The organism is Paenibacillus sp. FSL P4-0176 (assembly GCF_037975265.1).
In the GTDB taxonomy this organism is placed as follows: domain Bacteria; phylum Bacillota; class Bacilli; order Paenibacillales; family Paenibacillaceae; genus Paenibacillus; species Paenibacillus amylolyticus.
On the sequence record NZ_CP150242.1, the window covers coordinates 1050702 to 1065361 of the forward strand.

Below are 14660 nucleotides of genomic sequence, written 5' to 3' on the forward strand. Positions count from 1 at the left end.
TGTGCAGGACGACCTGAATGCTTGAAAGACTGGGATCAAGCCAGTTCGCATTCCCTTGTATACATGTATTCAATATGTGCACAAGAAAAATGATCAAGAGAGAAGGAGAACTTACAACATGAACAGAAGACTCAATCTGATTTTCCTCAAACGATGGTTTATGTTATTAATCATCGTGGCGGTTGCGGCTATGCCGCTGCACGCCTTCGCCGCGGAGGCGGAATCTGGGGCCAATCGGCCTTGGATGAACAAATCTCTATCAGCGGAAGAACGCACCGAGCTGCTGCTCAAGGAGATGACGCTGGAGGAGAAAGTTGGATTCGTAACCGGTAAAGTAAATAACTATTATGGTTTCTATAATGATGGATTGGAGCGCCTCGGCATTCCGGCATTACAGATGGCAGATGGACCCGCAGGAGTACGTGTGGCTAACCCGGATGTGCAGGACAAAAAGTCCACGGCATTGCCTGCACCCATCGCACTTGCCGCTTCCTGGGACACCAATCTGGCCAAGAAATATGGCGATCTGATTGGTCAGGAAGCACATGATACAACACATAATGTAGTGCTCGGTCCTGGGCTGGATATTGCACGTACACCATGGGGTTCCCGGAACTTCGAATCTCTCGGGGAAGATCCGCTACTGGCTTCCGGCATGGGTGCAGCGTATGTGAACGGGATTCAAAGTAATCCAGTTATCGCTACAGCGAAACACTATATCCTGAACAACCAGGAGACGGAACGTTTCACGACCAATGCAACAGCCAGCGAACGTGCCATTCAGGAAGTCTATGCACGTCCGTTCCAGGCGATGGTCGAAAAAGCGGATCTTGGTTCAGCAATGTGTTCATTTAACCAGGTGAACGGTACATATGCTTGTGAGAACAAGGAGATGCTGACCGATGTCCTTAGGGATCAGTTTGGCTTCGAAGGGTTTGTCATGAGTGACTACGGTGCAAACTTTAGCACAGCCAAGTCCGCCAATGCGGGTCTGGATCTGGAGACACCGGGAGAGCCTTACGGCAAATGGGGAGACAAATTGCTGGAAGCCGTGAACAATGGCGAAGTCAGCGAGCAAACCATTGATGAGAAGGTTAGACGCATTTTGCTTCAAATGTTCGATAAAGGGCTGTTCGATAACCCTGTAACGAATACACAAATCAATGCCAAGAAAGACGGCAAACAGGCACGAGAAATTGCAGAAGAGAGCATGGTTCTTTTGCAAAACAACGATAATGTGCTGCCGCTGTCCAAGAAAAACGTGAAATCCATCGCTGTCATCGGTCCGGATGCAGATAACGCATCTGCTGCTGGTGGAGGTAGCAGTCTGGTTAATCCGACGTATACTGTAAGTCCACTTCAAGGCATTCGTAACCGTGCCGGTAACGGTGTAGATGTAAAATATGCTGCCGGAACCGATCCTATCTCCGCAGGAGATGCATTTAATGGACCATCCGCCGTACCTTCTACTCTTTTATCACCAGCGGATGCTCAGGAAAGTGAAAGAGACTATGGTACAGATCGTGCGGAATACGGTCTGCGTGCTGAATACTGGACGAATAAAGATATGGAGGGTAATCCTTCTTTGGTCCGTACAGATCATCAGGTCAACATGAATCTTGGATTCTACAACTATGAAGGTTTTAACGCACAGTCTTCCAAGCTTCCAGTGACACCAACGAAATTCAATGCTAAAATGTCTGCTCGTTGGACAGGGGCGATCACAGCACCTCAAACGGGTGAATATAAACTGTCCCTGACCAGTCTAGGTTCTGCGAAACTGTATGTGGATGATAAGTTACTCGTAGACAATCAAGGTGAAACATTGAGTACAACGAAGAAAGAAATCACATTCAAAGAAGGTGAGTCCCACAATATTCGAATTGAGTATCGTACGGATTTCCCGGTACAGACTAATCATGATATGGGTGCACAGGTTCGTTTTGGCTGGGAAGCTCCAGACGGCGCTGTGGATATTAAAATGCAAAAAGCAGTTGAACTGGCGAAAAAATCCGATGTTGCCGTCGTGGTAACTCGTACGTATGACAGTGAAGGTTACGTCGACCGTTCCGACCTGGAGCTGCCGAATAACCAGGAGCAGCTGATCCGCAAGGTAGCAGCAGCCAACCCCAAAACGATCGTGGTGCAAATGAGTGGTCGCGCTGTTGAAATGGATTCCTGGCAAAAAGAAGTGCCATCCATCGTTCAGGCTTGGTATGCAGGTCAGGAACAAGGTAATGCAGTGGCACGTGTGCTGTTTGGTGATGTGAATCCATCCGGTAAGTTGCCGGTGACGTTCCCATCAGATGATTCCCAGACCCCGGTATCCACTGCGGAACAATTCCCGGGTGTGAACGGGGTGGGCAACTATTCCGAGGGTATTTTTGTAGGGTATAAAGGATATGACAAAGAAGGCATGACACCGGCGTTTGCTTTTGGACACGGACTGTCGTATACCGATTTTAATTATCGTAATCTACATGTGAAGAACACTAGTAAAGGCGATAAGGAAACCGTAGAAGTATCCCTCAACCTGCGTAATACCGGTAAAGTTGACGGTGCAGAAGTTGTACAGGTCTATGTTGGCAATCTGCCAACCAAAGTCGAGACCCCGGAGAAACAACTTGCTGGCTGGGCGAAGGTTGATCTGAAAGCAGGCAAGCAACAACGGGTCAACATTCAACTGGATCGCAGCGCATTGTCCTACTGGGATGAAACATCCCATGAATGGGTAATGCCTAAGGGTAAAGTCCAAGTGTATGTTGGCAGTGCATCGGATGATATCCGTCTGACAGGCAGTGTGAATATCGGAAGCAAGTCCGGTAAATAAAAGTTCAATAAGGGAGATTGGAAGGTTGTTCTCCCAGTGAAGTTATTTCGTTAAATGCAGTTTGTTCTACTTCATATAGATTAGGAAAATGAGTCGTGGCCTCGTGGCCGCGGCTTTTTCCACAATGGAAGGAGAGTGAAGCATGATAAACATAGGTTGGCGAGAATATCTCAAACGATGGATGATCCTGTTGATCGCTGCTGTTTGTTTTGTCGGTATAGGAATCTGGCTTATCTTCAACCGAAGTGAACAACCCGCTCCGCCACCGGTTGTGGACAAACAGAGAACGGCCGAAGTTTGGTTAACCACGGGAGATCAGCAAAATCTGCTTGCACGACAGAAGCCCATTCCAATTACCGATCACCATGATGCAGACACAAGTTCTTCAGTTTCTTCAACGCAGGAGCCAGACATTTCTTCGTCGGCGTTCACCATACAGATTGACCCGGACAAGACGTATCAGACCATGGATGGTTTTGGCGCAGCGATGACGGGTTCATCGGCACATCTGATCAACGAGCTCCCAGAGGAACAACAAGAGCAACTGCTGAAGGAACTGTTTACAACAGAAGGGCTGAACATGGATATGGTGCGTCATACGATTGGTGCCTCCGATTATTCGGTAGATGAAACAGGTGTGGCTTCGAGTTATACCTATGATGATATCGAGTCTGGCAAGGACTATGACATGGAATCCTTTTCGATCGAAAAGGATCAGGAAGTTGTGAACATGCTGGAGCGTGTAGCTGATTTGAAACCGGATCTTAACGTACTGGGCACACCGTGGACGGCCCCGGGCTGGATGAAGTATGGGGAGAAGACCACTAACGGTTGGTATCTGGATTACAACGATCCTCAGGTGTACGAAGCGTACGCAAGATATTTTGTGAAATATATCAAAGCTTATCAGACAAAGGGCATTCCCATCTACGGGATCACGTTGCAAAATGAACCGGAGTTCACCTCGGACGAATATCCGAGTATGAGTATGGGAGCTGAAGAACAAGCGATGTTCATTCAGAATTATCTCGGCCCGGCTCTACAGGATGCGGGACTGGACACGCGAATCATCGCGTATGATCATAACTGGGATCAGGCGGTTGAATATACCGGTAAGGTGTTTGGTGATGAGCAGGCTGCTGCCTATATCGATGGATCTGCTTTTCACTGTTATGCAGGTGATCCATCTGCCATGTCGGAAGTGCATGAGCGCTTCCCGGACAAAAATATCTATTTTACCGAATGTAGTGGTGGGGAGTGGAGTCCTGATTTTGGCGAGAATCTGAGCTGGCAGATGTCCAATCTCATTATTGGTGCACCTCGCAACTGGGCGAAGAATGTGCTGTTCTGGAACATCGTACTCGATGCGCAAGGTGGACCCACGAACGGTGGCTGTGAGAACTGTCGTGGGGTTGTGACGATTGACCCCGACAGTGACGAAATCACCAGAAATGTGGAGTATTATGCGTTAGGCCACATCAGCCGTTATGTACGTCCGGGAGCTGTGAGAGTTGATTCCACGCAAGAACAGGGCAAGATCGAGAACGTAACCTTCCGCAATCCGGATGGAACGATGGTGCTGGTTGCAGCTAACACGGGTGAGGCAGAAGTTTCCTTTGATGTAGTCATGAGCGGAGATTCGTTTCGATATTTACTGCCTTCCCAATCGGCAGCAACCTTCCGTTGGAAGCCAAAAACGGGGGTAGAACGTTGACTCAAGCTTGGAAATTATGGGTACAGATTGAATGATGGACATGGTAAAATAAACGTAGAGTTATTTCAAATTTGATGTATTAAACAAGTCCGATCCCAGGATCGGGCTTTTACATAACCTTTTACTTTTAATAGAAAAGGAGCATAAGTTGGACATGTTAGTCGTTGAATATCGGGAACAGGATCATGACAAGTTGGTCGAGATCTGAGAGAGTTCTGTTCGGGCAACACATTGGTTAACCACGGGATATAATGACCACGAAGAGGAGTGTGCAGGATGACACAGATCAAGGTGACACCGGAACAACTGGAGACGGTCAGTGGGCAGTTCGCTCAGGCACATCAGCAATTATTGGGATTCATGTCCACATTGGACGGTAAGATGAGTTTCATGCGCAGCAACTGGGATGGCATGGAGCGTGAGCGTTTTTATAACGATTATTCAACGGCTCAAGGCACGATGAAATCTGTTCTGGAACTGGTTCTGTCCATTCAGTCGGAGCTTAAGAAGATTGCCGAGCGTTTCCGCACGACAGATGAAGAGGCGGTGAGCCAGGCAATCATGACGGCGCTGACCGCAGCGCGGGCGCTATCAACCATGGGCAAAAATAAAGGCGATGATCTGGACAAAACGCCAGGTCCACCAAAGAACATGGATGAATGGGATGAGAAGGATGCCGAGAAATACCAGAACTATGAGGAAATGCTGAAGAAAGCCAAAGAGATGGGTGATGAAGAACTTGCGCAGCAGATTCAGGCCAGCATGAACATCATTCGGCTTCAGTACGAAGATGTAATCTATCAGACTGACCCCAATACGGGCAAGACGATGAAAATAACTGAGGATTCCATCGTAGGTACGTATCAGGTGAAAAGCGACAAGGGCGAAACAACCACCATCAGTCTGGATAAACAGGGCAATGTGGTGGACTATAGCAAGGATACGGAAAAGTATAGGTATTCGGAGCAAACGCACACGACCAGTCAAGGCGAGCATCTCTTTGGCAAAGCAGCACAAACGGCTACAGCCTACGGGATTGGTCTGCTGCTCACAAGCAAGACGGGCTCTGCCTTTACAGAACATGCCACTGGACTTGGTTCTTCCTTCGTCGCGGACAAATTCCTGTTCTCCGTGCCGGAAGAAGGCGAGACACGTACGATGATTTACCGTACCAATAAGGAGACGGGCAAAATTGAGAATATGATCGTGGTCACGCGCGGCGACAACGATATTGAATATACTCCGTGGCGGGAGTACTTCTAAGCCACGGATGGGGTTGGCAAGCGGGCAACACAGGGCTACCTGATTGCTGCCTGCTTGCCAACCCACCGCATGGAGCCATGTGATTGTGTATCACATGGCTATGCGTGTGGAGGGCAGGCGGCTTATCCGTGAGCCTGCCTATAGAGAAACACCCCGGCAACCTTTTCCCTGAGATGGGAAGGATGCCGGGGTGTTTTGGATTCTTCTTACCGATTAGCCACGGTCGAAGGACCGGGCCGGAAGGAGGGCTTTTTTTGCCAGAGATTAATGTGTCTCTTCATCCAGAAACGGTTTGTTCACCGCATAATACATGAAGCCCATCAGCAACACACCGCCCACGAGATTACCCAAAGTCACGGGAACCAGGTTGTGGATCACACCTTCAATTGAGATCGTCCCCGGATGGTTCAGCACGAGTGCAATCGCGAACGTACACATATTGGCGATGCTGTGCTCATATCCCGAGATGAAGAAGCAGAAAACAAAGAGCATCATGGCAAACATTTTGGCTCCATTCTCCTTCATAAACATTGGAACAAAGAACGCCATACACACAAGCCAGTTACACAGAATTCCCCGGAAAAAGAGCTGCATGGTTGGAACTTCCATTTTGTGTTCTACCACGCTTAACAGAAAACCATTCACCTGAGACGAGTCGAACAATCCGGTCAGGTAGATTAACAAGGCAAACACAGCTGCGCCCATCAGGTTACCGCTATAACTCGCAATCCACAGCTTGATCACTTCGAACCAGCGCAGTTTCTTGCGCAACGCCGCATACGTGTAATAAAACGTATTGCCCGTGAACAGGTCACCCCCGCCATAGGCGATCAGAATGATGGCCGCGCCAAACGTAATTGCCGCCATCGGATAGGTAAACGGGGACTGCTCCATATAAAAGAAGTTACCTGTCTTAAACGCCACGATGACGCCGAATCCGATAAACATACTGGCCAGCATGGAGCGTGCAAGGTACCTGATTAAACTTTGTTTGTAAATCTTGTGTTTCTTCAGAGCTAGTTGTTCCACGTTGCGTAAAGCTTCCGTTTCCATAATTCTCCTCCAATTGCATGGTGTCTTGCTTACCATTATAACGAAATTATGGAAATTGGGGAGGGTAAACTTGGTTTATTGATTATTACTTCGTTGTTTCGATTGCAGTACCCGCATTGCAGAAGAGCCAAAATCAGGGTCGGATTGAAGCGATTCTAACGCAGATGCTGCACCATTAACTTGTTGATGTGCAACAAGAATAGCAAAGGCAGCTCCTCTGACTAATATGTTTTCTTCACCACTGATTTCGTTAAAATCAGGGTGTTCATTATTGTTATTATGATTCATATCAGACATGTCAGACATATCCTATTGTCCACCTCCTGAAGAATATTAAGATTGGGGTGGAAGCAGGATGGGACGGGCAGCCAAGGCTTCTTCCACAATCTGTTCAGGCGTCAGGTCTCGATCATCCCAGAAAATCAGATTACTGATCTCCGCATGTGGAGCCTGCTGCTGTAGCTCCGTCAACATGTCATCCAACTCGGCTTCCGTTCCTTCAGAGTCCATCAGTTTGCGGACCAATTCTACCAAATGTAATCTATTGTCCATATCGATACCTCCTGAATGATTCATAGTGTGAACAAACTAGTCTTTCATGGGCTGATTCAATGGATCATATATAATGAGCACCGGTAAAAATTGGGGCTCAAGCATCAGACTAATGCGTTGTTCGTCTTGATCAGTATATGAAATGATATAGTTCCCGAAATGAGACTCGTAGTTGAAGTCTTGGAATTGAAAGGAATGTTCGGGATACTTTATCTTCACATATAACGTAGTAACTCCTCGGGCTAAGGTTTCTTTTAACATAGGAATTTGGGCCACAATGATAATAGCAATAAGAACAACTAGTATACGTTTAGCGAGACGGGTCAGATGGATTCACCCCATTATCGTTAATCAATTTTCAACAATTCATGAAGGCCCATCTCAAAATAGATGTCACTCCATAAGGATAGCCAGATTACCAAATTGCTCGCCTTTTTCCATACGTTCGAACGCTTTCGCTGCGTCCTGTAACGGATATACGCCATCAATTACAGGGTGTATGTAATGTTGCTCCACCCATTGCAGCATCTGGATAAACTCCTCACGGCTGCCCATAGAGGTGCCGATCAGACTGATCTGCGGGAAGAAGATAGAGCGAATGGGTAGGGTCAGATCATCCCCCGAACTTGCACCATACATCACGATACGTCCACCTGGTCTGATTATATCAAAATATTTTGGGAACGTGGCTTGTCCGATGCTATCCAAGATGATGTCCACAGGTTCCAGATCGTTCTGCGTACTCCAATCGGCATGACTATCCAATGCATGGGTAGCACCCAAGCGCAGTGCCTCATTTTTTTTGGCTTCACTTCTGGAGGTGACGGTCACCGTGGCACCAGCCGCTACTGCCATGAGCAGGGCATAGGTTGCAACACCACCGCCAATACCGGGAATGAGCACATGTTCACCTTTCTTCAATACACCGCGAGTGAATAAGGCGCGATAGGCCGTCAGCGCTGAAAGGGGCAATACGCCTGCTTCCTCCCAGGACAGGTGGGCTGGCTTAGGCAGGGCATTTTCAGCAGGTAACGTTATATATTGAGCCAGTGTTCCATCCGTAGGGCCACCGACAATATCGGGTACGGTCGGCACTTCAGATGCATGTTCCCAACCGAGTGTAGGATGGATAATGACTTCATCTCCTATCGCGAACCCTCTTACGCTTTCGCCAATCGCTACGACAATACCTGCTCCATCGGAACCGGGAACGAGCGGGGTGTCCTGGGTTCCTCGTCCTGCCATGATGAATAGATCCCGATGGTTGATTCCAGCGGATTTTAATTGAATCTGCACTTCCCCGGCTTCTGGTGCCCGAGAGATTGACTCTGTATATTGAAGACCTGCAAGGCCGCTCTGGGCCGAATGGACAATAGCTTTCATGTTCAATATTCCTCCTGTCTGTGTAGCTAGATTTCACTACTGAGCCTCATTGTACAGACGGAGCAGATTCACGTAAAATTAACAAAAATGATTGTCAGTATCATTAAAAATAATAGATAAGCACTTTGCATGAATCGGATGATGCAGAATGCCGATATAACGACGAGCAGGTGATCAGGGTATGGATGCAGGTGATTTGAAAATATTTCAGGCGGTTGCCCGCGAAGGTAGTATCAGTAAAGCTGCGCTCTCACTTAATTATGTGCAGTCCAATGTAACAGCACGGATTAAACAGTTGGAGACTCAACTGCAAGTACCGCTATTTCATCGTTCCAATCGGGGGATGTCGCTTACACCAGCAGGCGAGAACCTGCTTGGGTATGCGGATAGAATATTGGAATTATTATATGAAGCAGAGCAGGCCACACAAGTGGGTAACCCACCAGCTGGCATGCTTCGTCTGGGTGCCATAGAGACAGCAGCTTCTACTTTTCTGACGCCGCTCTTGGCTGAATATACTTCATGCTACCCGGAGGTACAGCATTCGCTTGTCACGGGTGGGACCCATGAACTGAACCAGAAGGTGATTCAACATGAATTGCATGGCGCGTTAATATATGGCCCAATCGATCATCCTGAGCTGAACTATATGAAGATGTATGACGAGGAATTGGTGTTGATCGCTGAACCTGGAGTACATGAGATGTACACGTTATTGTCCAGGCCGATGTTGTTTTTTGAGATCGGATGCACTCATCGCGATCAGGCGGAAGCCTTTTTGAAAGATCAGGGTATCCACACACTTAACATCATGGAATATGGAACACTGGACACCATTCTGAATGGTGTATCTGCCGGGCTTGGTGTATCATTGCTGCCACGTTCCTCGGTTACCAAAGCAGAATCAAGAGGTGAGATTACAGTGTTATCTTTGCCCGATCCTTATTGCCGGTTGGAAGTAGGATTTGTGTATCCCCGTGGTGAACATATATCTAGTGCGCTCAGCGCTTTGGTTGAGATTATTACAGAACCAGACCTATAAGAGGTTGTTCAAAAGTCCGTTTATGAACATGCACTATAAAGGAGTGAGTGATCTTGAAAGAAACTGCGTTAACGTTGGGTGATGCATTTAATCAGGCAGACTTTATTGTAGGTGGTCATGGCAGTCGCCAAGTGAAGGTACTTCAGAACGTACTGGACCAGATCGATGGGGAGTTGTTCAGTGACCACTACGGGAACGGCCCACTCATTGAAGAATTTCAGCAACAGATGGCTGACGTTCTTGGCAAGGAATCGGCGGTATTTTTTCCAAGTGGAACGATGGCGCAGCAGATAGCATTACGAATCTGGTGTGACCGCAAAGGTGTAAAACGAGTAGCTTACCACCCCCTGTGTCATCTTGAAATCCATGAGGAAGACGGACTGAAAGAGTTGCATCAGATTGAAACAATTTTACTTGCGGACAAGGATCGTTTGATTTGTTTGGAAGATGTACAAGCGCTTGATCAGGACATTGCCTGTCTGCTGTTGGAACTTCCGCAACGTGAGATTGGTGGGCAATTACCGGCGTATGAAGAACTGGAAGCGATCTCGGCCTATTGCCGTGAACGCGGGATTAAGCTACATCTGGACGGGGCACGCCTGTTTGAGATCACTCCCTATTATCAGAAAACACCTGCGGAGATTTGCAGTTTGTTTGATACGGTGTATGTTTCCTTTTATAAAGGCATTGGAGGTATTGCGGGGGCTATATTGGCGGGTGATCCGGATGTGATGCAAGAATCGAAAGTATGGAAACGTCGGCACGGCGGAGATCTGATCGGTCTGTATCCGTATATTCTGAGTTCTCAATATTATTTCAATGAACGGATTGGCAAAATGGAGTTGTATTACGAGCAGGCTCAAGAACTCGCTTCCCTACTGAATGCGTGTCACGGGATACATACCTTACCCGAGGTACCGGTATCAAATATGTTCCATGTGCACTTTGCGCTCGCTGCGGCCGAAGTTGAACCAATTCTTGTGCAAATGGCTCAGCAGTATGGCATAGGAATGACTTCATATCTGAACAAAACAAGTGGAAACAGCTGTGCCTTTGAACTGTCTACGGGTGATCGTTATGAGAAAGTTCCTCAGGACAAGCTGCGTGCAGCACTGGAATGGCTGGATCAAGAGTTGCGTAAACAGGTGAGATAAGAATTTGATTTTAATGCTCGACTCTTGTTTGGGTAAGGTGTTGCGCTTCAAGGAGAACTATTGAATTCACAACGGCTGATCAGTGGGGAAAGGTATCTTAAGGGGGAGTTCAAGTGAAGTCGATAGAATTGGAACCGATTCGTGATCTTTTGGTGAAGGCTTACGATACAACAATGGGAGAAGGGTGTACTCCTGAAACGCAACAGAGCATTGAGGATTTTGAACAAAAGCATAATGTAAAACTGCCCGCAGCATATCGCGCACTTTTGCTTGAATTCGGTGCATGTAATTTCGGCGACCCTGCCTTGTATTCGGTGAAAGAACTGAGCTGGGCTTATCCGGATTTTTTGGAAGTATACCGTGAATATGAGAAAGAATACGAGCTGCCAGCTGACCTCCAGCCTTTCCCGATTGGTGGATTTGGTGAAGGAAGTATGGCTATACTGGATCAAAATTCAGGCAAGGTACTGATGTTGATCCACGATGCAGGGGAAACTCCTCTGCGGGAAATTGCTGTGGACTTTAATGAATTGATGACGATGCTGGCTGAGTCGGCAATCTGGGTTCAGGAACAGATGAATTAACAAGGTAGACGGAAGGATGCGCAATTGGCTTATGGATATTCGGAAGTTAAGATACTTTATCACCGTGGCAGAAGAACTTCATTTTCACCGTGCAGCGGAAAAATTAAATATGACGCAACCACCGCTGAGCCAGCAGATTCAGAATTTAGAGGATGAGCTTGGCGTGAAGTTGTTGGAGCGCACCAGAAAAATGGTTCGTCTCACCCCGGCAGGTGCGGTATTTCTGGAACAGGCCAGGCTAATCATGGCCCAGCTCGAACGATCCATTCAGCTTACGCAAAAAGCAGATCAGGGCATCATCGGGCATATAACCATAGCCTTTGTGGATTCGGCTTCGGGGAGCATTATGGTGGATGTTCTTAGGAAATTTCGCGCTGCGTATCCTCAGATTGAATTGACGCTGCGTGAGATGACTTCATCCCAACAATTGCAGGCACTGGAAGACGGACAGATCCATATTGGATTTTTGCGATATCAGGAAGATACTCGTCATGTCTCGTTCCGCCCCTGCCAGATGGAAACGTTGATTGCTGTATTGCCAGATCATCACCCGAAGGCTTCTCAGACTCAAGTTTCAATTCGAGAACTGGCGGATGAAGATTTTATTTTATTCCCAAGGCATCTGGGTTCCCCGTTCCATCGTCTCGTTTTGGATTATTGCAGGGAGCATGGCGTAGATCCTCGAATTACGCAGGAAGCGATCCAGATGTATACGATTGTGAATCTCGTTGCGGCGGGCATGGGCATTTCCATTGTTCCGTCATCGGTGGATGTGTTCCAGCGTAAGGGTGTAGTCTTTCTTCCATTAGAAGAAAATCCGCCCTCCGTACCGTTGTACACGGCATGGCGGACGGATATGAATCAGGAAGTGGTATCACGTTTTATGAACTTTGTTGATGAATGTGTTTAACCCGTCTTGGCTGGATCACGCTCAATCCATGGATTCAATATTTCATCAATACGAGTCATGATCGCAGGGTCCAGTTTCACACCAGAAGCTTTTACATTTTCAAGTACCTGCTCTGGCCGGGATGCACCGATAATGACGGAACTGACATACGTATGCTGAAGAACCCACGCCACAGCGAGTTGGGGGAGAGTTAGACCAATCTCTTTAGCGAGTGGAACAAGCTGTTGCACAGCGGTAAGAACATCTTCACGTAACCACTGTCCAGCCAGTTTATTGAAAAAGGGTGCTCCTGCCTCAGCAGCTGCGCGAGATCCGGTGGGCAATGCTGCGTTAGGCGCATATTTGCCTGATAGTATACCCTGAGCAAGAGGAGACCATGTAATCTGTCCAAGTCCTGCTTGGTCGCTTGCAGGCACCACTTCTTGCTCAATCACACGCCATAACATCGAATATTGCGGCTGACTTGCAATGAAGGGTATATGAAGTTCCTTCGCCAAAGCGGCTCCTCGTGCAATCTGATCCGCGTTCCATTCACTTACGCCAATGTAATGAACTTTGCCCTGACGCACCAGATCGGAGAATGCCAGAAAAGTCTCTTCCAGCGGAGTATTGTAGTCATAACGGTGAGCGTAATAGACATCGATATAATCCGTCTGTAGCCGCCGTAATGAACCATTGCAGGCTTCCATGATGTGTTTACGTGAAAGTCCGCGGTCATTATGACCTGTGCCGGTTGGGTGACAGACTTTGGTGCATAGTTCAATACTTTCTCTTCGTATATCCTTAAGAGCCTGTCCCAGTACGGATTCTGCCTTGGTATTGGAGTACACATCTGCGGTATCAAATGTGGTAATACCTGCATCCAATGCGGTTCGCACACAAGCTTCTGCTATTCCATCCTCGACTTGCGCTCCATGCGTAATCCAGTTGCCCAGTGAAATCTCACTGACGGTTAATCCACTGTTTCCTAATTTGCGATATTCCATTCATGTCGCCTCCCTAAGTCATCTGGACTCCATTGTAACAATGGCAGATTAATAGGTGAAATATCTTTTAACCTCATCTTTGATACGAAAAAAGTATCAGTGAATCTACATTTTCTCCTGGAGGTATTTGCGATAGAGAGCAGGCGTAATTTCCTCGAACTTTTTGAATATTTTGATAAAATATCCCGATTCATTAAATCCCAGCTCATCACTGATCTGTGAGACAGGCATGTCGGTGACCTCCAGCAATTGTTTGGCCCACTTAATCTTGAGTTTAGCCAGGTAGGTAGTAAAGTTCTCACCCGTTTCCTTGGCAAATAGTCTGCTGAAATAACTCGGACTCAGGTGGCATAGATCGGCCATTTGTTTGAGTGAAACTTGTTCACTCTTGTGACTGTGAATGTATTCAAAAGCAGGCTGGAGCACCGGACTGGAGCTTTCCGTGTCACTTGGGCTATTTTTGAGATAAGCATCCGCTATCGCATTGGTCATCTCTTTTTTGATCGACTCGATATTACGAATGGAGTAACCCGGCAGAATGGTGGAGAGGTTTAGAGTCTCCTGATTGCCTGAAGCTTTCTCGAACATTTCAACTAACAGATTTTTGTTTAGCGCTTCTTCCACAATGTAGTTGCAGAGCAGGGATAACATGTTAGAGATTTTCACAATCTCTTCATAGGTCATCACAGGTAGCTGGGCGTAATCATCCTTTAATTCCTCCAGCTTGGCTGCATGCATGGGTACGTTTTTGGACGTGACAATTTGCTCCAAGTCGCTACCCTTTTCCGGATCGGCGAGTTTCACTTGTCCTGCCATGACGGCGCCGATATATTTGCCATCAATCGTGATCGGAATCGCGATATCAATAATATTGAAATGGCATAAATACACATAAGGTTCATTCAATCGAACGGCTTCCAGACCACCGCGTGAATCACATTTTTGACAGTAGGGGAGAAGCTCCGGGTCTTTACGGACATTCTGGCAGAAAGCCTGACAGCTGCTGTGACTGGTTACGGGAATGCCTTTATAATCAACGGTGAGGATTGCCAGTTTGGTTACTGTTGCGAGAGAATCTTGTAGGCGCTTCCATTTATTAAGGTCGAGAATTTTATTGATATGCAGATATTCTTTAATCATTGGTGCAACCTCCATAGGCTAACCTGATTCATAATTTAGGCCGTTAAAA

At 47.2% G+C, this 14660-nt stretch carries 13 protein-coding genes; 7 read left to right on the top strand and 6 right to left on the bottom strand.

All coding sequences use genetic code 11. The annotated features are described in order from the left end of the window. The first annotated feature begins 118 nt into the window (after nt 1–118). The 3 genes from MKY95_RS04750 (at nt 119) to MKY95_RS04760 (ending at nt 5807) form a co-directional block, all read left to right on the top strand. Nucleotides 119–2830: a glycoside hydrolase family 3 C-terminal domain-containing protein gene (locus tag MKY95_RS04750; protein ID WP_339197186.1), complete on the top strand. Its 2712-nt coding sequence runs from the start codon at nt 119–121 to the stop codon at nt 2828–2830. A gap of 142 nt (nt 2831–2972) precedes the next feature. Beyond that, the gene (locus MKY95_RS04755; RefSeq protein ID WP_339197189.1) at nt 2973–4544 is read left to right on the top strand and encodes a glycoside hydrolase family 30 beta sandwich domain-containing protein; all 1572 of its coding nucleotides are present in this window, start codon (nt 2973–2975) and stop codon (nt 4542–4544) included. A gap of 276 nt (nt 4545–4820) precedes the next feature. Beyond that, on the top strand, nt 4821–5807 hold the full coding sequence (locus MKY95_RS04760) for a WXG100 family type VII secretion target (RefSeq protein WP_036672649.1): 987 nt from the start codon (nt 4821–4823) through the stop codon (nt 5805–5807). A 264-nt stretch (nt 5808–6071) separates the two neighbouring features. Here MKY95_RS04760 and MKY95_RS04765 read toward each other — a convergent pair whose 3' ends face one another. The 4 genes from MKY95_RS04765 to MKY95_RS04780 form a co-directional block, all read right to left on the bottom strand. Then, entirely contained in the window at nt 6072–6860 is a 789-nt protein-coding gene (locus MKY95_RS04765) for a formate/nitrite transporter family protein (protein ID WP_036606169.1), read from the bottom strand. Between the two features lie 75 nt (nt 6861–6935). After that, nucleotides 6936–7157, bottom strand: coding sequence for a hypothetical protein (locus MKY95_RS04770; protein ID WP_156946147.1), 222 nt, complete (start codon nt 7155–7157; stop codon nt 6936–6938). A gap of 36 nt (nt 7158–7193) precedes the next feature. Beyond that, nucleotides 7194–7412 (bottom strand): bacteriocin immunity protein, encoded by a 219-nt coding sequence (locus MKY95_RS04775; RefSeq protein ID WP_083669856.1) that lies wholly within the window; start codon nt 7410–7412, stop codon nt 7194–7196. A 393-nt stretch (nt 7413–7805) separates the two neighbouring features. Continuing rightward, nucleotides 7806–8795 (bottom strand): zinc-binding dehydrogenase, encoded by a 990-nt coding sequence (locus MKY95_RS04780; RefSeq protein WP_036672644.1) that lies wholly within the window; start codon nt 8793–8795, stop codon nt 7806–7808. Nucleotides 8796–8976: 181 nt separating this feature from the next. On the opposite strand from MKY95_RS04780, the gene MKY95_RS04785 reads away from it, so the two are divergent. The 4 genes from MKY95_RS04785 to MKY95_RS04800 all read left to right on the top strand — a co-directional run bounded on the left by MKY95_RS04785 (nt 8977) and on the right by MKY95_RS04800 (nt 12485). Further along, nucleotides 8977–9837, top strand: a complete 861-nt coding sequence (locus MKY95_RS04785) for a LysR family transcriptional regulator (RefSeq protein ID WP_036672643.1) — start codon at nt 8977–8979, stop codon at nt 9835–9837. 53 nt (nt 9838–9890) lie between these two features. After that, nucleotides 9891–10991: a beta-eliminating lyase-related protein gene (locus MKY95_RS04790; RefSeq protein ID WP_036672642.1), complete on the top strand. Its 1101-nt coding sequence runs from the start codon at nt 9891–9893 to the stop codon at nt 10989–10991. Between the two features lie 113 nt (nt 10992–11104). Beyond that, nucleotides 11105–11575 (top strand): SMI1/KNR4 family protein, encoded by a 471-nt coding sequence (locus MKY95_RS04795; protein ID WP_036672641.1) that lies wholly within the window; start codon nt 11105–11107, stop codon nt 11573–11575. 16 nt (nt 11576–11591) lie between these two features. Next, entirely contained in the window at nt 11592–12485 is an 894-nt protein-coding gene (locus tag MKY95_RS04800; RefSeq protein ID WP_235193881.1) for a LysR family transcriptional regulator, read from the top strand. Here the strand turns inward: MKY95_RS04800 and MKY95_RS04805 are convergent. Together MKY95_RS04805 and MKY95_RS04810 are read right to left on the bottom strand one after the other, a co-directional pair. After that, the gene (locus MKY95_RS04805; protein WP_036672638.1) at nt 12482–13471 is read right to left on the bottom strand and encodes an aldo/keto reductase family protein; all 990 of its coding nucleotides are present in this window, start codon (nt 13469–13471) and stop codon (nt 12482–12484) included. The two genes, MKY95_RS04800 and MKY95_RS04805, sit on opposite strands and share 4 nt — an antisense overlap. 105 nt (nt 13472–13576) lie before the next feature. Continuing rightward, a complete protein-coding gene (locus tag MKY95_RS04810) occupies nt 13577–14611 on the bottom strand; it encodes a PocR ligand-binding domain-containing protein (protein WP_036606178.1) in 1035 nt (344 codons plus the stop codon). Nucleotides 14612–14660: the final 49 nt, after the last annotated feature.

Coding starts and splice junctions, on each gene's coding strand:
- MKY95_RS04750 (WP_339197186.1), top strand. CDS start 119: ATGAACAGAAGACTCAATCTGATTTTCCTCAAACGATGGTTTATGTTA.
- MKY95_RS04755 (WP_339197189.1), top strand. CDS start 2,973: ATGATAAACATAGGTTGGCGAGAATATCTCAAACGATGGATGATCCTG.
- MKY95_RS04760 (WP_036672649.1), top strand. CDS start 4,821: ATGACACAGATCAAGGTGACACCGGAACAACTGGAGACGGTCAGTGGG.
- MKY95_RS04765 (WP_036606169.1), bottom strand. CDS start 6,860: ATGGAAACGGAAGCTTTACGCAACGTGGAACAACTAGCTCTGAAGAAA.
- MKY95_RS04770 (WP_156946147.1), bottom strand. CDS start 7,157: ATGTCTGATATGAATCATAATAACAATAATGAACACCCTGATTTTAAC.
- MKY95_RS04775 (WP_083669856.1), bottom strand. CDS start 7,412: ATGGACAATAGATTACATTTGGTAGAATTGGTCCGCAAACTGATGGAC.
- MKY95_RS04780 (WP_036672644.1), bottom strand. CDS start 8,795: ATGAAAGCTATTGTCCATTCGGCCCAGAGCGGCCTTGCAGGTCTTCAA.
- MKY95_RS04785 (WP_036672643.1), top strand. CDS start 8,977: ATGGATGCAGGTGATTTGAAAATATTTCAGGCGGTTGCCCGCGAAGGT.
- MKY95_RS04800 (WP_235193881.1), top strand. CDS start 11,592: ATGCGCAATTGGCTTATGGATATTCGGAAGTTAAGATACTTTATCACC.
- MKY95_RS04805 (WP_036672638.1), bottom strand. CDS start 13,471: ATGGAATATCGCAAATTAGGAAACAGTGGATTAACCGTCAGTGAGATT.
- MKY95_RS04810 (WP_036606178.1), bottom strand. CDS start 14,611: ATGATTAAAGAATATCTGCATATCAATAAAATTCTCGACCTTAATAAA.